Origin of the sequence: Mucilaginibacter sp. NFR10 (assembly GCF_900100445.1) — a bacterium.
Classification (GTDB): domain Bacteria; phylum Bacteroidota; class Bacteroidia; order Sphingobacteriales; family Sphingobacteriaceae; genus Mucilaginibacter; species Mucilaginibacter rubeus.
Genome location: NZ_FMTV01000003.1, coordinates 555,262 through 574,149, shown reverse-complemented (window position 1 = coordinate 574,149; position 18,888 = coordinate 555,262). Strand labels below are relative to the sequence as shown.

The 18,888-nt window shown below is 42.7% G+C and carries 15 protein-coding genes and 1 tRNA gene; 8 read left to right on the top strand and 8 right to left on the bottom strand.

Annotated elements, in window-relative coordinates; genetic code table 11:
• The first annotated feature begins 10 nt into the window (after nt 1–10).
• A complete protein-coding gene (locus BLP33_RS13620; protein WP_090529196.1) occupies nt 11–940 on the top strand; it encodes a bestrophin family protein in 930 nt (309 codons plus the stop codon).
• Between the two features lie 45 nt (nt 941–985).
• Here BLP33_RS13620 and BLP33_RS13615 read toward each other — a convergent pair whose 3' ends face one another.
• Entirely contained in the window at nt 986–1,186 is a 201-nt protein-coding gene (locus BLP33_RS13615; RefSeq protein WP_090529194.1) for a DNA-directed RNA polymerase subunit alpha C-terminal domain-containing protein, read from the bottom strand.
• A gap of 130 nt (nt 1,187–1,316) precedes the next feature.
• On the opposite strand from BLP33_RS13615, the gene BLP33_RS13610 reads away from it, so the two are divergent.
• The gene (locus BLP33_RS13610; RefSeq protein WP_090529191.1) at nt 1,317–1,889 is read left to right on the top strand and encodes an REP-associated tyrosine transposase; all 573 of its coding nucleotides are present in this window, start codon (nt 1,317–1,319) and stop codon (nt 1,887–1,889) included.
• 137 nt (nt 1,890–2,026) lie between these two features.
• Here the strand turns inward: BLP33_RS13610 and BLP33_RS13605 are convergent, their stop codons facing one another.
• The 3 genes from BLP33_RS13605 to BLP33_RS13595 form a co-directional block, all read right to left on the bottom strand.
• On the bottom strand, nt 2,027–2,980 hold the full coding sequence (locus BLP33_RS13605) for an acetyl-CoA carboxylase carboxyltransferase subunit alpha (RefSeq protein ID WP_090529188.1): 954 nt from the start codon (nt 2,978–2,980) through the stop codon (nt 2,027–2,029).
• A gap of 47 nt (nt 2,981–3,027) precedes the next feature.
• Entirely contained in the window at nt 3,028–3,531 is a 504-nt protein-coding gene (locus BLP33_RS13600; protein ID WP_090529185.1) for a hypothetical protein, read from the bottom strand.
• A 539-nt stretch (nt 3,532–4,070) separates the two neighbouring features.
• The gene (locus BLP33_RS13595) at nt 4,071–5,825 is read right to left on the bottom strand and encodes a family 43 glycosylhydrolase (protein ID WP_090529181.1); all 1,755 of its coding nucleotides are present in this window, start codon (nt 5,823–5,825) and stop codon (nt 4,071–4,073) included.
• Nucleotides 5,826–6,011: 186 nt separating this feature from the next.
• Here BLP33_RS13595 and BLP33_RS13590 point away from each other — a divergent pair, with 186 nt between their 5' ends.
• Together BLP33_RS13590 and BLP33_RS13585 are read left to right on the top strand one after the other, a co-directional pair.
• On the top strand, nt 6,012–8,096 hold the full coding sequence (locus BLP33_RS13590) for a beta-galactosidase (protein ID WP_217633159.1): 2,085 nt from the start codon (nt 6,012–6,014) through the stop codon (nt 8,094–8,096).
• Between the two features lie 134 nt (nt 8,097–8,230).
• Nucleotides 8,231–9,331 (top strand): acyltransferase family protein, encoded by a 1,101-nt coding sequence (locus tag BLP33_RS13585; protein WP_090529177.1) that lies wholly within the window; start codon nt 8,231–8,233, stop codon nt 9,329–9,331.
• A 16-nt stretch (nt 9,332–9,347) separates the two neighbouring features.
• On the opposite strand, the gene BLP33_RS13580 is transcribed toward BLP33_RS13585, so the two are convergent.
• From BLP33_RS13580 to BLP33_RS13570, 3 genes are all read right to left on the bottom strand, one after another.
• Nucleotides 9,348–9,716 (bottom strand): hypothetical protein, encoded by a 369-nt coding sequence (locus tag BLP33_RS13580; protein WP_090529174.1) that lies wholly within the window; start codon nt 9,714–9,716, stop codon nt 9,348–9,350.
• Between the two features lie 204 nt (nt 9,717–9,920).
• Entirely contained in the window at nt 9,921–11,288 is a 1,368-nt protein-coding gene (locus BLP33_RS13575) for a HAMP domain-containing sensor histidine kinase (protein WP_090529171.1), read from the bottom strand.
• The gene (locus tag BLP33_RS13570; protein ID WP_090529166.1) at nt 11,285–11,968 is read right to left on the bottom strand and encodes a response regulator transcription factor; all 684 of its coding nucleotides are present in this window, start codon (nt 11,966–11,968) and stop codon (nt 11,285–11,287) included. The genes BLP33_RS13575 and BLP33_RS13570 overlap by 4 nt, the downstream gene beginning before the upstream one ends.
• Nucleotides 11,969–12,120: 152 nt before the next feature.
• Here BLP33_RS13570 and BLP33_RS13565 point away from each other — a divergent pair, with 152 nt between their 5' ends.
• The gene (locus BLP33_RS13565) at nt 12,121–13,215 is read left to right on the top strand and encodes a hypothetical protein (protein WP_090529163.1); all 1,095 of its coding nucleotides are present in this window, start codon (nt 12,121–12,123) and stop codon (nt 13,213–13,215) included.
• 309 nt (nt 13,216–13,524) lie between these two features.
• Here BLP33_RS13565 and BLP33_RS13560 read toward each other — a convergent pair whose 3' ends face one another.
• A complete protein-coding gene (locus BLP33_RS13560) occupies nt 13,525–16,662 on the bottom strand; it encodes a glycosyltransferase family 117 protein (RefSeq protein WP_090529160.1) in 3,138 nt (1,045 codons plus the stop codon).
• A 214-nt stretch (nt 16,663–16,876) separates the two neighbouring features.
• Here BLP33_RS13560 and BLP33_RS13555 point away from each other — a divergent pair.
• From BLP33_RS13555 to BLP33_RS13545, 3 genes are all read left to right on the top strand, one after another.
• A tRNA-Gln gene (locus BLP33_RS13555) sits at nt 16,877–16,947 on the top strand.
• 154 nt (nt 16,948–17,101) lie between these two features.
• Entirely contained in the window at nt 17,102–18,046 is a 945-nt protein-coding gene (locus BLP33_RS13550; protein WP_090529157.1) for a ribose-phosphate pyrophosphokinase, read from the top strand.
• A gap of 196 nt (nt 18,047–18,242) precedes the next feature.
• Complete coding sequence (locus BLP33_RS13545) at nt 18,243–18,827, top strand: 50S ribosomal protein L25/general stress protein Ctc (protein ID WP_090529154.1); 585 nt, start codon at nt 18,243–18,245, stop codon at nt 18,825–18,827.
• Nucleotides 18,828–18,888: the final 61 nt, after the last annotated feature.

The following is an 18,888-nucleotide window of genomic DNA, read 5'->3' as shown; positions in this document are numbered from 1 at the left end:
ACAACTATCTATGTTACTAAAAGAAAATATCCCGGTAAAATATGTGGTAGGCAAAATAAAGAATGAATTGTTACTGGTTGCCGTGTATGCTGTAGCTATAGCCTTATTCCATCGTTTTTTGCCTGAATACCGCATTTCAATCCCAATTGCTGTGCCGGCCATATTGGCTACCATCATATCCTTGCTGCTGGCATTTCGTTCAAACCAGGCCTACGACCGCTGGTGGGAAGCCCGGAGCATTTGGGGAGCTATAGTGAACGATTCAAGATCGCTGGTGCGCGAGTTGATCACTTTTTTAGATGGCGATAATGCCACATGTGAAGAAATAGAAGGTTTCAAAAAACGGTTTGTTTACAGGCAGATAGCATGGTGCCATGGCTTAAGCCAATCATTACGCAAGCAAGATCCATATGCTAAAAACGGCCACCTGCTGGTTGACGAAGAAGTAAAATTCACTCATCGTTTTACAAACATGCCCAACAGCTTGCTAAAACTGCACGGACTTGACCTAAAACTGGCTTATAAAAATGGATGGCTTAATGATTACCAGCAAGTGCAGATAGATGGCACGCTTAACCGCCTGTGCGATGCTATGGGCAAATGCGAGCGGATCAAGAACACGGTATTCCCGGTTACATACAGCTTATACATCCATTTTTGCCTGTACCTGTTTATCATATTGCTGCCATTTGGCCTCATCGAATTCTTCGGCATGTTTGAAGTACCGCTGATCATAGCTATAGCGGCAGCATTTTTACTGGTAGAGAAAATGGCCATCCACCTGCAGGACCCATTTGAGAATAAACCGACAGATACCCCAACAACTGCCATATCGCAAACTATTGAACGCGATTTAAAGCAGATGCTTAACGATAAACATGAGAGTGAAAAAGCAGCAGTATCAACTGCCGCTAAAGCAAACGTATATTATATACTGTAAGCTTTATACCCCTGTGCGGGAAGGCACAGGGGTTCACTTATTTTATTACCTAAAGCCTAAACCTTCTTCTTTCATCTTCTCCTTCACTATCGGCACCGAACTTTTGCCGACACCGTGCAACTGCAAAAACTCTTTCTCGGTAAGTTTTGATAATTCAAGCAAGGATGTTATGCCCGCATTAGCCAACGCACGCTGAGCAGGGTTGCCCAATTTACCAAATGGGCTTTCTGATTTTTCAGTCTTCATGAGCAATGGTTTTATGGATGAGCAAATTTACCAATTAATTAATACTCTTGCGCTCGTTTGCAACGAGCGATTAACATGGTTTTGCGATTGTATCGCACGATCATTAATTTAGCTTAAACACTTATCATCAATGTCGCATCAATACAGAGTTAGAAACCATGAGAAAATTCACTTTGTAACATTTACAATAGTTGATTGGATTGATGTATTTATCAGGCCATCTTACAAACAACTTATTATTGATTCCCTTATTTACTGCCAAAAAAACAAAGGTTTGGAGATATATGCTTTTTGTCTGATGACTAATCACCTCCATTTGCTGGTATCCGCAAGAAGCCCAGTAAGACTACCTGATATTGTGCGCGATTTTAAAAAACATACCAACAAACAAATCATTAAACTAATAAAAGAAGAGAATGAAAGCCGCAGGGATTGGATGTTGTATCGTTTTAAGTATAATGCCAGGTTTGATGATCGGATACAAAATTATAAAGTGTGGCGGGATGGCTATCATTCCATTGAGTGCGACCGGGAAGAAATACTTTTTCAAAAATTGGATTACATTCATGATAATCCCGTACGGGCAGAAATAGTAAGCTATCCTGAACATTACATATATAGCTCGGCGATTAACTATGCCGGGGAACGGGGACTATTGGAAGTGACTTTATTGGAGAGGGGCTTTATCTCCGTGAAAGCTTAACATGGATTTACGTTACAAACGTAAACCCATGTTAAGCACTCGTTATAAACGAGCGCAAGGGTATTTTATTTAGTTCTTGCGCTCGTTTGCAACGAGCGCTTAATATGGTTTAGCGATTGCATCGCGATACCTTGTTATTATTCATTAACCACACCCATTGAGCAGAATTTATCAATACGCTCCGCTACAAGCTCATCAATATTGCGCTCTTTAAGGGTTTTCAGGTCTTTTAATAATTGTTTTTTCAGAATACCGGCCATAGCAACCGGGTCTTGATGGGCACCGCCAAGTGGTTCTTTGATCACCCCGTCAATCAACTTGTTCTTAAACATTTCTGTCGAGGTTAGTTTAAGAACTTCAGCGGCACGCTCTTTATTTTCCCAGGTTTTCCAAAGAATGGTTGAGCAGTTTTCGGGAGAGATCACCGAATACCATGAGTTATCCAGCATCAGTACCCTATCGCCAATACCAATACCCAATGCGCCGCCCGATGCGCCTTCGCCAATAATAACACAGATCACCGGCACTTTCAGCACTGCCATTTCGAGCAGGTTACGGGCAATGGCTTCACCTTGTCCGCGCTCTTCGGCCTCCAAACCCGGATAAGCTCCCGGAGTATCAATTAAAGTAACAACGGGCTTGTTGAATTTTTCGGCCATTTTCATCAGCCTTAAGGCTTTACGGTACCCTTCGGGGTTGGCCATGCCGAAGTTACGGTACTGGCGCTCCTTGGTGTTACGGCCCTTTTGATGACCGATAAACATTACCGTTTGGCCATTCAGCGTACCAAAACCACCAATTATAGCTTTATCATCACCTACGGTACGGTCGCCATGCAGCTCAATGAAATCATCGCACATCAGCTCGATGTACTGCAAGGTGTAAGGCCTTTCCGGGTGACGCGAAATTTGTACTTTTTGCCAGCCTGTGAGGTTGCTGTATATATCTTTTTTGGCTTCTTCCAGCTTTCCTTCCAGCTCGGCAACAGTTGCCGACATGTCGAGTTTGTTTTTTTCCTCAACCTGCTTTACCTTCTCTATTTGCTGCTGTAACTCAGCCAGTGGTTTTTCAAAATCAAACGTAATCTTCATACACTTTATTTGGAGGCGCTAAATTAAGCAAATCAAACGGGATATTTTCAATTATGAGCAGCGAGTGTTTCCAACTTCGTGATTTGCTGCGGTGCGAGGGCGCTTCCGGTGCTTAAACAGGCCTGCAAAATGGCATTCCTGAGCTCTCCGTAATACAAACCCGAGCGGTTGGCGTAAAAGATAATGCTGCCATTATCCGTCCCTTTTCTCATCAGTTTATCAAGCGTGGTTTCGTTGGTAACAATAAAATTGCCCATCTCTACCCGTTTGCGGTGCAGTTCGGCAGCAATGGCCGTAATTTTGGTAAGCTGAACCGGGCTCAGGCTTAGTTCTTTTTTAAACTTCAGCGCTGCATCGGGCATGGGATAATGGTTAAGCCGGGCAACCTGTTCAATATCGTCAAACAAATACTCACCGGTAATCAGTTGGGTAAACTTTTTGTCGCTCAGGGTTTTTATGGACGATTTTTTCAGGGTACTGTCGGCTTGCTGGGCTTTGGCAGTGATGCTGAGCATTAGGGTTATGAGGAGGGGGAGGATGGTTTTTAGCATGCGTTGATTTAATTCTTACTTTTTTAAACATGGATCTATCTTTTTTAAGATAGCCAGGGCTTTTTCATATGGAATTTGAATACCTTCTATTTTAAAAGAGGCAATCATCGATCTCAAGATATCCTCCCTTGAAAATTTATCGCGTTTAATTTTTTGTCTTTGTATCGACTTCATTATTAAATATAACTCAAATTTCAACCAAAATCAAAGATTATATCTTTCTGATGACGTGATTGTAAATCATTGGTTATTAGGCATATTTTCGATTTGTTTTATAAATATGGGCGTTGCCTGCGGCCCGGGCTTTCCGTTACAAGTCCTCGCTTTTCCTGCCCGCAATCCCTATACACGCTGTGGGCTTTACACTGCAATCCCTAACGCACCCCACACACAACACCCCTAAAATATATTATACACACTATCACTATTTTTTCCGGGGCTTCCGTGGTGGATCCCAAAGACACTAAGGTTAATTGTGTTTTCAATTGCGCCTTAGCGACTTTGCGTGAAACAATTTAACCAATAAATACAGATTTTTACTATTCCACCTTCACAACCTTTGTCCTTGCCGAAATTCCGTTTTCATTAAACGCTTCTATCTGAAAATAGTATGGCAGGCTTTTATCCATCCCATTAAAATAGTATTCGTTACGGCCGTAAACCATCATGTTGTTGTACAATTTATCGGGCGCTATGCCGAAGTAAATGGTGTAGCCGGTGGCATTATCGTTTGGCTTCCACTTAAGCCAGGCGTTGCGGCGTTCGCTGTCGCCACGCAGTATAATCAGGTTTTGCACGGTATCGGGTTTTGCACCTGCACCTTTACCAAACACCCTTAAGCCAGATATTGCAAATTTGCCTGTAGGCATGTGCAGGTTAACCATTTTTATGTAACGCGCTTTGACAGGATTTTTAAGCTCGATATAATCGTGCGGCACATCTTTACGGTTTTTGCTTTTGTCGATAAGGGGCTGCCATGTTTTGCCGTTAACCGACGAATAAACGATATACTGATGATACACACCTAATGATTTGCCCATAAACGTGGCATCCTGATCGGCATAGTTAATTTGGATGGCATTTACAGTGCTGATCCCGCCGAGATCAGTTTTAAGCCATTCGCCTTTATTGGCTGTTTTGGCGCTCCAATAAGTTTTAATGTCTTCATCAACAGCATTATTGGCGGCATAAGCGCCCAGGGTTGATGAAACCTCTACAGGTTTATTATAATTAAGGATCATCCAGCCGGTAAAATTACTTTTCAGATGGTCTTCGGGGCCGCTGGATAAATAATGCGGATAATCGCCATAAGCGGTATTGCTGTACAGTACGCCATCCTTATCAAACCCGGCAGGCCAGAAGCCAATGCGGCGCTCAAAGTTGTTTTTCACCGAGATGCCCATCGTGCTGATATGCCAGTAATTTCCATATTTATCGGCCCAGGTAGCGCCATGCCCTGCACCTTTGGCAAAGCCTCCCGGCTTGTATGAAAAAGGGTTATGCTTTTGATAGGTGAAAGGCCCCAGCGGGTGATCGCCTACAAAAACACCATCGCCATAGCCACTTTGCTCGGTACCTGGTGCGCCGAACTGCAAATAGTATTTGCCTTTATACTTGTTCATCCACGAGCCTTCTATAAATGGCAGCAGAAACACATTATCGTTATGCTCACCAAAACGTTCCCAGCCATGCTCTTCGGGGTTAAGCTTAACCATTTCTTTTTTTGGGCCGATGGGTTCGAAGGTGCGCCTGTCAATCTCCTGCCCGTAAAGCGGCAGTGTATTGCTGGAACCATGGTAAATATAAACCCGGCCGTCATCGTCAGCAAACATACCCGGGTCCCAGGCGCCAACTTTAAAATAGTCTTTGGCGGCTTTCCAATCGTCATGCGTTGGGTTGGTGCTCATCCATAGGGTAAAATCTTTATTATAGGTTGATCCGATCACCAGCAGGGTATCGCCCAAAACCAATGTAGCGGGTGCACAAAGTTCATCGTCTTTAACTTCATTGTACGGACGGACGAACTTGCGGTAAACAAAATTCCAGTTCAGCATGTCATCGCTCCACCAGTAACCGAATTGGTTGGTGGAGAACAGGTAATATTTACCTTTAAACAGGGTCATGGTTGGATCGGCGGTGGCACGGTGTTTACCCCAGCTTGCAAAAGTTTCGAAGGGGGTGTAACCATAATCGAGGTTAAGTGGGTTACAATAGGTAAGGCGTTTTTGTTGCGCTTGGGCGCTCATTGCGCAGCAACATATCAGGATGAGCAGATAACTGGTAACTGTTTTCATAAGGAAATACTAACAGGTTATAATGGTATTACAACAGGGGGCTAATATCAGTTTTTAAACAGCAATAAAAATTTTGTGTACTACTACATCTGTTTCACAACGTAAAATATTTTAACATTGTGTGTTAAAAACACAATTAATTCGTACTTTCATCAGCACAAGCCAGTTATCCTAAATATCGCTTTTATGAACAAGAAATCCCTGCTGTTCTTCGTCATGCAATTACTTTTTATTGCATCTGCTTTCGCGCAATATCCCAAAATGGATAAGCTGCTTTACGGCGTAGCTTATTATGACGAGTACATGCCTTACGAAAGGCTGGATAAGGACGTACAAATGATGAAAGCCTGCGGCATTAACGTGGTGCGCATTGCCGAATCGACCTGGAGCACGGAAGAGCCACAGGATGGCGTTTTCGATTTTACCCATATCGACAGGGTTTTAAACGCTATGCAAAAAGCAGGGATTCATGTTATTATAGGTACGCCCACCTATGCTGTGCCTACCTGGATGGTAAAAAAACATCCCGAGATCTTAGCTATCACCCCATCGGGCCAAAACCAATACGGGCCGCGGCAAAATATGGATATCACCAATAAAGATTACCGTTTTTATGCCGAGCGTGTGATCCGCAAAATAATGGAGCACGTAAAGGATAACAAGGCCGTAATCGGTTACCAGGTAGATAACGAAACTAAATCGTACAGTACGGCGGGGCCAAACGTGCAGGCGTTGTTTGTTAACTACATGAAGGCTAAGTATAAAACGCTTGATAACATCAACCACATTTTCGGGCTCGATTACTGGAGCAACCGCATCAATAACTGGGACGATTTTCCGTCGATGGTTAATACCATTAATGGCAGCCTTTCATCCGAGTTTGCCAAATTTCAGCGGCAGCTGGTTACTGATTATTTAGCATGGCAGGCCGCCATAGTGCGCGAATATAAACGTCCCGATCAGTTCATCACCCAAAACTTCGACCTGGAATGGCACGGCTATTCGTTCGGCATTCAGCCCGATGTTGATCATTTTGCAGCAGCCAAAGCTTTGGATATTGCAGGCATTGATATTTACCACCCCAGCCAGGATAAGCTTACCGGCGTGGAGATTTCCTTTGGGGGCGATGTGGCCCGATCAATGAAAGGAGGCAAAAACTACCTTACTATTGAGACCGAAGCGCAGGGCTTTCCGCAATGGGTACCGTATCCGGAGCAGCTGAGGCTGCAGGCTTTTAGTCATTTAGCATCGGGGGCAAATATGGTGAGCTACTGGCCATGGCACTCTATCCATAACTCGGCCGAAACCTACTGGAAAGGTTTGTTAAGCCATGATTTTGAGCCCAACCCGGTTTATGACGAAGCCAAAACCATCGGCAAAGATTTCGACAGGCTAAGCAGCAAACTCATCAACCTGAAAAAGAAAAACGAGGTAGCCATCCTGTTCAGTAACGAAGCCCTTACCGGTTTCAAGGCTTTTGGCTTTGGCTGGGGCGTACGTACCGGCTATAATGATGTATTGCGCCAGTTTTACGATGGCCTGTACCATATGAACGTAGGCTGTGATTTTGTTGACCCAACAAGTAAAAATATTGAAGATTATAAACTGCTGATAGTTCCCCTGCTATACGCGGCACCGGATAGTTTGCTAAAGCGATTAAACACCTATGTTAAAAACGGCGGGCATATCATTTATACCTTCAAAAGCGGTTTCGCCGACGAAAATGTGAAAGTACGTACCACCCATCAGCCGGGAATTATTGAAGAAGCCTGCGGAATTTACTACAGCCAGTTTACCGAACCCAGCAATGTATCATTAAAAGCTGATGATTGGAACCTGAAACCCGAAGATAAAAAGCTTAATACCTGGATGGAGCTCATTACTCCTACTACCGCTAAAGTATTAGCTTACTATGATCACCCGGTTTGGGGCAAGTACGCCGCCATTACCGAAAACACTTACGGCAAGGGCCTGGCAACATATATAGGCAGCTTAACCACCAGCGCCGTTACCGACAAATTATTGGCCGATGCCGTAAAAAAAGTTGGTCTCTGGGGTACCGATCAGCAGATAGCCTGGCCTGTTATCACCAAACAAGGTGTAAACCAGGGTGGCAAAACGGTTCATTATTATTTTAATTATTCGGCAAAAGAAACCAATATGACTTATCCGTATAATAATGGCAAAGAGTTGTTATCAGGCGATAATGTCAGCAAAAACAGCGATTTAAAACTGGAGCCATGGGCAGTTAAGATCATTGAGGTTAATTAATTATCGTTGTCTAAAATGACAACATCTACGAAAAAATTATTTAATAGCGGTTTGCTTTATATTGCGCTATCTTTTTTACACCTTTAGCCTCCTAAAAATCGTGTAATAAAAAGACAGCTTATCACAAAGTCTGCATGCTAAAATTAAGATATATTGACGCCTTAAGGGGCTGGGCTATTTTAGGAGTTATAATGGTACACAGCTGGCAGGCAGGCTCGGCCAGTTACATACCACCCCAGCTCAATAACATTTTGGTGCGTGGGAGCGCCGGTGTTCAGCTATTCTTTTTTATTAGTGCGTTTACTCTTTTTCTTTCCGCAAATGCCAAGTATGGAACAGAGCAACATTTTACGGGTAATTTTTTTATCCGTCGCTTTTTCAGAATCGCGCCGATGTACTATCTCGCCATCATTTATTTTTTATGGCAGGATGGTTTTGGCCCCCGTCATTCGTTAGGTGATGCTCCTGGTATAACAGTTGAAAATATTATTGGCAACGTACTTTTTTTACACGGCTTCAATCCCACCTGGCTCAACAGCACTGTGCCGGGCGGCTGGTCGGTTGCTGTTGAAATGCTGTTTTATCTCTTCGTTCCCGTTTTATTTCATAAAATAAAAAACACACAGCAAGCCGCAGTATTTTTTATTTTATCACTTATTTTTCGTTTTATTCTTGATAATATTTTGCACCGCCATCCATTGATGCACAACGAAATTTTATGGAGTAATTACCTCTTCTTTTACTTTCCCTCACAATTACCGGCATTTGCACTGGGTATAATCTTTTATTTTATCATCAAGGATAATTATCAAATAAAAATTAAGCCATCTGTCATATTACTCGCTGCACTGATTCTGATGCTGCGAAATGCTCAAATAGACATTATTCCCGATTATCTATTATGCACAATAGCATTTTTATTGCTGGCCCTTGCCCTAAGCAAATTTGAATTTAAAATAATTGTTAACCAGGTCACAAGGTATATAGGTAAAATAAGTTTCAGCATATACTTAATCAATTTCGCTGTGATAGATTGGCTAAAGCATTTCCAACTGCTCAATTATTTTACTGTTCAAAGCCGAACCGAAGCTATAGCAAATTATACTACAAGGTTTTTATTAGTCTTGGTGGTTTGCATATTTATTGCTTCATTTCTATATTATTTTATTGAGTTGCCCGCTCAAAAAATCGGCTACCGAATCATAAAAAAGCGTGAGAGCAAACAATTGCTATAATCGTTAACGCGTATGCTTAGTTATTTGCTTGCTTCTTTCTCCGCAATATGATCAGCATGATCAAGCCAATGAGGCTAAATAGTCCCAAAATCCAGTAACCGCTTATCTGCGATGGGTTTACCGTTTTCTGATCTGTACTTTGCTTTACGCCGGCATCGCCGCTGGGTACGCTGGCTTTGTCACTGTCCTGCAATGTGCCCGTTCCGGTGCCTGATACGGTAGCTGTGCCCGGAGCACCCTGGCTCGCCCCGTTCCCGGCGCCTGCCCCATTAGCCTTGGTAGTTGATGATGAAGTATCTTTGGATGATTGTGCCAGCAAAGGCGCTGTAGCGCCCAATGTTAATCCCAGTAGCATAACGGCCAGTTTTATTTTAAATGCTTTCATGGTGTTTAGTTTTGATGCAGGTTGATTAAAACAATAGCTGTGCCAGTGATGGATTAATGTTAATAAATACAATGTTGAAATAAATGATAAACAAACGGTTGAGAGCTGGCGAGAAAAAGAAATCTCCTACGCCATGCTTAATTCGCTTTGCAAGGCCTATAAAATACACAATACTCTCAGGGGTATGTTTCGTGGCAAAACGTGTTATTTGGTTTTATAAACCGGCAGCATTACCCTGATCTCGGTACCTTCGCCCTCTTTAGAAACGATGCCGATATTGCCCTTATGCAGCCTTACAATGTTTAGTGCAAGCGGCAAACCTACGCCGTGCCCCTCATATTTGCCGGTATTTGATGCACGGAAAAATGGTTCGAATATGTGTTGGACATCGCTTTCGGGAATACCTATCCCCTGGTCCTTTACACTAAAAATGACGCTGTGATTTTCGGCATATACCTTAAGAATTACCGGTTTGTTTTCGGAATATTTACAGGCGTTAAGGCCAATATTACTTATGGCCAGTTTGAGCAGGTTGATGTTGCCCTGTGTAACCAGGCTATCCACATCATCAGGCAGTGATGAAAAATCAATGCTGAGGTTATTTGTCGGGATAATATGATCAACGGCTTCTTTAACCATAAACGCCAGCTCATCAGCTCTAATTTGTTCCCAGTTTTGTTTTTTACCGTCGAACCCGCTTTGTGCCAGCCCCAATAGGCTGGTAATGATATCCTGCAGGCTTTGTGTGCCGGTTAGGATCTCTTTGAGGTTTTTATGCAGATCGGCCCCTGGTTGATCCAGATTTTTAAGGGAAAGTTCGGCTTCGCCTTTAATGATGGCCAGGGGGGTGCGTAATTCGTGGGAGGCGTTGCTGATAAAGTTGTTCTGGGTTTCAAAGGCTGTTTCCAGCCTGTCGAGCATGTTGTTGAAAGTTTGGGTAAGCTCGGCTATTTCGTCTTTCCCGTTGTAATCCTCCAAACGCAAATGCAGGTTGCTGGCGGTAATGGTATTTACCTTTTTTATGATGCTGCGTACCGGCTTAAAGGTATGGTATGAAAACCGGCGACCAATAATATATACGATCAATATCGAAATCAGGAAACTGATTATCAGCACCTGCTCAAGATCATTCAGCTCACTAAGGCCAGATGGATTGGTTGCCGAAACCACAATAATAGCATCCCCCTCCGGAAAGTGGAAGATATTGCCGGCGTAAAATACATTATCGGCTTTAAACCTCGATTTACCGTTGGCGATGATGTTATTAATTAGTTGGCGCGGAACGCCTTTAACTGTTTTGCCTTTTGTGTAAATATCAGGTTTAATGATGTATTGCTTTTCGGCTATGAGGCGTTCCAGATAGCGCTGGCGTATTTCCCGGTACATGCCGAGGCTGTCGCGATCATTGAGGTGATGGATCTGGGAGGAGATGTTTACACGGGTCTCAAGCCGTTTATAAAAATCATCGAAGGTAAACTGGTGCACAAAATAAAAGATAGCACTGCTGAATATCAATATTACCGATACTGTTAGCACCAGGAACAACAGCGCTACTTTTTTCTGGATGCTCATGCCGCGTTGTTTTTTAAAATATAGCCCATGCCAATAACTGTGTGGATGAGCTTGGGCTCAAAATCTTTATCCACCTTTTTGCGCAGGTAGTTAATGTATACATCAACCACGTTGGTGCTCATATTGAAATCAATGTTCCAAACGTGCTCCAATATCTCAATGCGACTGAGCATGTGGTTTTTATTTTTAGCCAGAAACTCCAGCAGGCGATATTCCGTAGCTGTCAGGTCAATGGTTTTATCACCGCGTTTAACTGATTTTTCGTCGCCGTTAATTACGAGGTCGGCAATTTGTATCACGTTTGGCGGCTGTACAAGATTGGTATTGCGGCGGGCCAGGGTGCGGATGCGGGCGTTAAGCTCGGCCAGGCTAAAGGGTTTAACCATGTAATCATCGGCACCGCTGTCGAGGCCTACAACTACGTTTTCGGTAGTACCGAGTGCGGTAAGCATTAATATGGCTGCGTTTTGGTTGGCCTGCCGCAAGCGGCGGCAAACCTCAATGCCGTTAATGCCGGGCAACATGATATCCAGTATAATGAGTTGAAAATCCATCTTCATGGCCATGTCCAGTCCGGTTGTACCATCAAGGGCAACACTTATCTCGTGACCTTCGGTAGTAAGGTCGCGCTGGATAATGGATACCAGTTTAGCTTCATCTTCAATCAACAGGATCTTCATCGTGGCAAATATATATTACGCTTAGTATAAACAATAAATAACCATGATGTTTTGGTTAAACTCCACAGGAATATCATTAAATTAAGCGATATTAAATTGTAAGCCCGGTTATGCCTAATCCTTTCAGACCCATCAGTAATTTAATCTGTTTTATGCTTGTTTTAGTCGTGTTTGCCTGCAATCATGCGACTAAGAAACCTGATAAAAAAACTGTAAAAAAAATGCAGAAAGTAAAGCTGAAAGAATATAAAGAGGTCAATTATACCGAGTCGCAACTAATCGCTTTTTTAGATAGTGTTGGCAGGTTGCCGGTACAGCCGCTTGCTGATACGGCTGCTTTTTATGCAGATTCTGTTTTTAAAACCTTTACCGAACCGATGCACAGAGAATTGTCTGCTGCCGATTTTTCGTTGTTAAAAAGTTGCATTCGTGTTGGAATGATAAAAGCTCAAGACGCAAAAAACATATTCGGAGAACTAAAAATTGATTCTGCTTGTACAGCTAAAGGTCTATTGGATTCTGTTAAAAAAGGAAACGTTTATTTAGAGTACTTCTCCTTTGATACTAATAAAAATAGATTTGACGAATTTGGAATATTAATAGGTGATGCAGGGCACTGCCCCGGTTCTAAATTGTATTTCTTTAAGGGTAAAAAAATTATTGCAAAGCAAAGCGGATATAGTAGATATACTGATAATGTAGAACATTTTAAAGATGCAGATGGTGGGAGTATCGTTTACCGTCGATTTGAATTTGCTGAAGGATCCGGTATATGGTGGCGTAATTATTTCTTTTATAAGTATGATGGGGATAATTTAATACCGATATTAAATTTACCCGAAACTTGTAACGCCGAAGCTTTTTGGCGCTTCTATGTTTCGAAATTCGAGGCAAAAATTCAAAAAACTAATCCGTTGACAATGAAAGTGGTTTTCCGGCGACAGTTTTACAATGATGATAACGATGTGTATTTTAACTATGGCCCAGTATTCATAAATGATTCGACCAGTATCAGATATGACTGGGATAATTCGAAAACCTTAAGCGGGCGATACCAACAAACTAAACTTAATAAAGCCCAAATACTATCGTATTGCCTCGCTGATAACGATTATCTTTTTATTAATTCGCATTACCAATTATTGAAAACTTTGTTGATGGATAAAAATCAACGACGGTGGCTATTAGATTATTTGAACAATGTGAAAAATTATTATAGCAACAAGAATAAATCCAAAGAAAGTTAAGTAGATAATAATACCTAATTTGCCAAAAAATGCCCGCTCAACGGCGGGCATTTATAAATATCAAGGGTCTGTCACTGGTCGAAGTTTAGCGACAGCGTAACTTCGTCCTAAAATCGTGGAAGCATCCTGCTTCCGCGACTCAGGTTAAAATGCTCGCTTTGAATTCTATTTAGACAGGCACACTCAAGCTGAAAGCTTGAGCTGTTTTAGGACGAAGTTACGCTGTCGCTAAACTTCGACCAGCTCTCGTGTAGATAAAAAAAATGCCCTCCTCACCGGTGGGCATTTTACAAATATCGAAAAGGAGACTTATTTTTTCCCTGTCACCCCAAATTTCTTTTCAAATCCACTCAGCTGTGCGCTGAACTTATTAAACAATTGCGGCTGCTTGTATTGCTTGCTAAACTCAACCAGCCCTCCTAAAATCTGCATTGAATATTGCAGGTCGCGGTTTTCGAGGTTGGTTTCACCTTTTTGTATCAGGGCATAGCTGTAATCAAGCTGATTGCTTACATAGTCATCAACCAGGTTAGCCAGTTTGTTGCCTAACTGAATATCGTTTAAGCGGTAAGCGTTTTCTATCATGTAATACTTTCGTACCGCTATCTCTAACGAGTTAATGGTAGTTGGCATTACCTCATCATACTTCTTAAGCACTTTACGGGCCGAATCCGGTTTACCTGCTTTGGCCAGGTCATCGGCCAGGGTTGAGTAAAGCCTGGTGATGAGTGGGTAAAACATGGTCATTGATTCGTGATCAAGATAGCTGGCGTTTTTCATGTTCCCCCATTTGTATTTGGTCATCATGTTTTCGTACATCTTACCGGTGTTGCTGGCTTCAAGTGGTCCGACAGCAGTATCCGGTTTTAACGGCAGTAAACGGTAAGCGAAGCCCTCGTTGTACATGTATTTGTCCAAACCGATCATATTACTGTTAGGTACGGTAACCGAAAAATAAATCGGTCGCTTCCAGTTGTTATGGCTCAGGATATCCATCATCGCCAGTACATCCTTGGTAACGTAACGACCGTTAAAGGTCCAGTCCATTTCCGGGGCTATTTTATCTTTATCGGCAGTTGGTACAGTGCCGGTTTTAATTACCTCGTCGGGGTTAACTGTCAATTTGAATTTATTGGTTGGCAGGTAATTGGCAACGTCTCCGTTGTTATACTCAACCATGGCTTCTTTTTTATCAGAGGTAATGAAATCGAAAACATCTTTCAGCTCGGTAGCCCCCGCAATTTTCTGATCGCTAAAATAGATCACATCACGTACGCCCGGTTTAAATTTATCATTCGGCATACTGATCGGCAATGGTTCCGATTCGTTCATCTTGTTTTTCATACCGCGGATGTACCAGTCGGTACCCAGCAGGCTCAGGTTTACGATACGCACATCGGGGCGTACGTTTTCAACTTCCTGGATGTACCAGAGCGGGTAAGTATCATTATCGCCATAAGTAAATAAAATGGCATTTGGCGCGCATGAATTAAGATAGTTATAAGCCATATCATGCGGGGTAAGCTTGGTTGAGCGGTCATGATCGTCCCATTCCTGGTTGGCCATTAATAAAGGAGCGGCCAGTAAACAAACCACTGTAGAGATAATGGCGCTAACCTTTGCATTCAGCTTTTTGCTTAACACATCGGCAATGCCTATCACGCCCAAACCTATCCATATGGCAAAGGCATAAAAGGAGCCTGCATAAGCATAGTCACGTTCGCGGGGCTGCAGCGGATCCTGGTTTAGGTAAAGCACAATGGCTAAACCGGTACAAACAAACAGGATAGCAACAACCCCGGCTTCGCGCTGGTTGCGCGCAAAATGAAATACAGCACCAAACAAGCCAATGATAAGCGGTAAAAAGAACAGGCGGTTATAGCTTTTGCTTTGGGTAACCGAATAGGGCAGGGGTTTACTGAAATTCCATCCGCTTATCCATTCGCCATCGGCGCCTGAATTTAAGCTTTGACCATCGAGGTCATTGGCGCGGCCTGCAAAGTTCCACAGGAAATAGCGGGTATACATTTGGTTGATCTGCCATTTGGCAAAAAAACTGATGTTTGAGCCAAAGGTTGGGTGTTCGCTTTCACCGAGACCCGTCCACTCACGGTAAAACTCCGGGTGACCAGGCTTATCGCTAAACATGCGCGGGAATATGGTATTACGGTCATAAACGGTATTCAATTTTTTACCGGCAACCTCGTATTTGGTTGCCCCGCGGCGGTAAATATTAGCGCCTTCGGTTTGAGCCGTAGCTTCCGAATCAAAAAACTGCCCGTATAATAACGGGGTATCGCCGTATTGGTCGCGGTTAAGGTAGCTGTTTAGGGCGAAGGCATTTTCAGGGTCGCTGTTGTTGAGGTTAGGATTAGCTTTTGCACGTACCACAATCATTACAAATGAGCTGTAGCCAAACAGGATAAAAAGCAGGCAGATCAAAAAGCTGTTAAGCGCGAAGCGTTTTTCGCGGATCTTTACTACATACTCTAACAAGGCTAAAACTACTCCGCTTACTATAAGACCTATAATACCACCGCTTATGCCTAATATCAGTACAAAGCATACGGCCGCTAAAATAATAGCAGGTTTAACAGGATTTATAGTATAGTAAATGCCTGCAACAATGGTAATAATGAGCAGTACAAAAAACACTACTGCCCCGCTGCCAAAACCCATACCCAGGGTGTTTACAAAAAGCAGGTCGGAAAAAGCCGCGCCTTTTACGGTGTATTGTATCACTCCCCAAAGTACAAAGGCCAATGCCACCACGCTTGCCAAAAAGGTAAGCAACGTTCCTTTTGTAGTAACATTTTTTACCCTGCGGAAATAGATCACCAAACCGATAGCCGGGATCACCAGTAAGTTTAATAAGTGAATACCGATGGAAAGGCCCATTACATAGGCGATAAAAACTATCCACCTGTCGGCATGAGGTTCATCGGCATGGGCATCCCATTTTAATATCGCCCAAAATACTACAGCGGTACAAAGGGATGATTGCGCATAAACCTCTGATTCGACGGCCGAAAACCAAAAGGTATCCGACCATGCATAGGCTAAAGCACCAACAAGGCCCGAACCAATGATGAGGATCAGGTTGGTTGAATTAAGTTGCTCTTCTGTTTTAATCAAAAGCTTTTTGGCGAGGGCCGTAATGGTCCAAAACAGGAACATGATGGTAGCGCCGCTGGCCAGGGCCGATGCCATATTGGCCCAATAAGCAACTTTGGTATTATCGCCCATAGATAACAGGGTAAATACCTTGCCAATGATGGTAAACAGGGGCGCGCCGGGCTGGTGGGCTACCTGTAAGCGGTAAATACAGGCAATAAATTCGCCGCAATCCCAAAAGCTTGATGATGGCTCAAGGGTTAAAATGTAAGTTACTGTGGCAATAATAAAGGCTATCCAGCCAAATATATTGTTGAGTTTTTTATAATTCATGATCGAACACTATGTAAAAAAACAGGATTAATGCAGCCGAAAATAGTAAAACTATTGTGATGTTACCATTAAAAACGGCCTTTTGAGTGCAGTTTTAATTTTATTTTACTGGATTTGAGGTGCTAATGAACTTTTTTAAAATTCTATTTTGACTTTCAAATATTCGCGCTATATTTGCATTCCTTTTCGGGGAGTAAAACAAACCAAAGGAGATTGCCTGATAGTATAATGGTAGTACGACGGTTTTTGGTACCGTTTGTCTAGGTTCGAATCCTGGTCGGGCAACAATAAAATTCGGATTTCGGATTTTCAATTTCGGATTTATTCTGATTGGAAAACTTGAAATCCGAATTGTGTTTTATAACGGTTGTATTTGTAAAAGATCAACGGTGAAGGACAGGTAAAATCCGAAATCGAACATCCCAAATTCAAAATCAAAATGCCCTTACAATTTAACCCGGTTAAATTATTTTCAGGATCAGGTTCGCAGGAACTTGCGCATCTTATAGCTGATGCTTATGGTCGTGAGTTAGGCGAAGTTGTGATATCGCGTTTTAGCGATGGCGAATACCAGCCGCATTTTAATGAATCTGTAAGGGGATGTGATGTTTTCCTGATCCAGTCTACCCATCAGCCTACCGATAATTTAATGGAGTTACTCATGATGATCGATGCCGCCCGCCGCGCTTCAGCACATTATGTAAACGCCGTTATACCTTATTTTGGTTTGGCGCGCCAGGACAGGAAAGATAAACCACGTGTTGCCATTGGTGCAAAACTGGTAGCCAACCTGTTAGTTGCAGCCGGCATTAACCGCATCATGACCATGGATTTGCACGCAGCGCAGATCCAGGGATTTTTTGATGTTCCGGTTGATCACCTGGATGCTTCTATCATTTTTGTACCTTATATTAAAAGCCTTGGCTTAGGTCACCTTACCATTGCATCGCCTGATATGGGCGGTTCATACAGGGCCCGCAGCTTTGCCAAGTTCTTTAATGCCGAAGTGGTAATTTGCGATAAACGCCGTAAACGTGCTAACGAAATTGAAGCCATGACGCTGATAGGGGATGTTACCGATCAGGATATAGTACTGATTGATGACATTTGCGATACCGCGGGTACATTGGCAAAAGCAGCCGGACTGATCATGGAGCGTGGTGCACGCAGCGTACGTGCCGTTTGTACACATCCGGTATTATCAGGTAAAGCTTATGAAACTATCGAAAACTCGGCATTAACCGAACTGATAGTTACAGATACGATCCCGCTTAAACACAGCAGCCCCAAAATAAGGGTGCTTTCAACCGCCGAACTGTTTGCAAAAGCGATAAGCAACGTAAACGAACACGGTTCGATTAGTACCTTGTTTAAGGTGGATTAAGAAGTTCATAGATCATGGTTGATGGTTCATAGTAATCATCTGCCTTGAGAGTGAGAACATAAATATAAAAATAGCGACTTGGGAATAGACCATGAACAATGATCTATGAACCATGAACTAAAAAGAGCTTGTGGGAGATAGAGCCATGAACAATGATCTATCAACCATGAACTAAATAATAAACAAATAAATAAAAATGAAATCAATTGCTATTAGCGGTTCTCTAAGAGAGAACGTAGGGAAAAGAGACGCAAAAGAGCTGCGTTACAATGGCCAGGTGCCTGCAGTTCTTTATGGTGGTGCTACCCAGACCCACTTTTCTGTGTCCGCAGCTGATTTGAGGGCCGTTGTTTATACTCCGGTTGTTCATTTCATCGATCTTGAAATTGCCGGTGTTAAATCACAAGCTATCATCCAGGACATTCAGTTCCACCCACTAACTGAAAAAATCACTCACATTGACTTTTTATTGTTAGATGAGAAAAAACCTATCACCATCGAGATCCCGGTAAAATTAACCGGTACTTCTCCAGGTGTTAAAGTAGGTGGTAAGCTGGTTCAAAAATTAAGGAAACTGCGTATCAAAGCGCTTCCTAAAGATCATCTTGATGCTATTGAAGTAAGCATCGAATCTCTTGAAGTTGGTAAATCAGTAAAAGTATCTGATATTAAATTAGATAACTTAGTGATCACCAACGCTAAAGAAGATACCATTGTTTCTGTAACTACCTCACGTGCATTACGTCAGGCAGAGCAGGAAGCAGCTCAAGGTAAAAAATAACCCCCTTAACCCCCTGAAGGGGGAACAAGAGGTGAAATTAAAAACAGCGGTAGAGTAATTC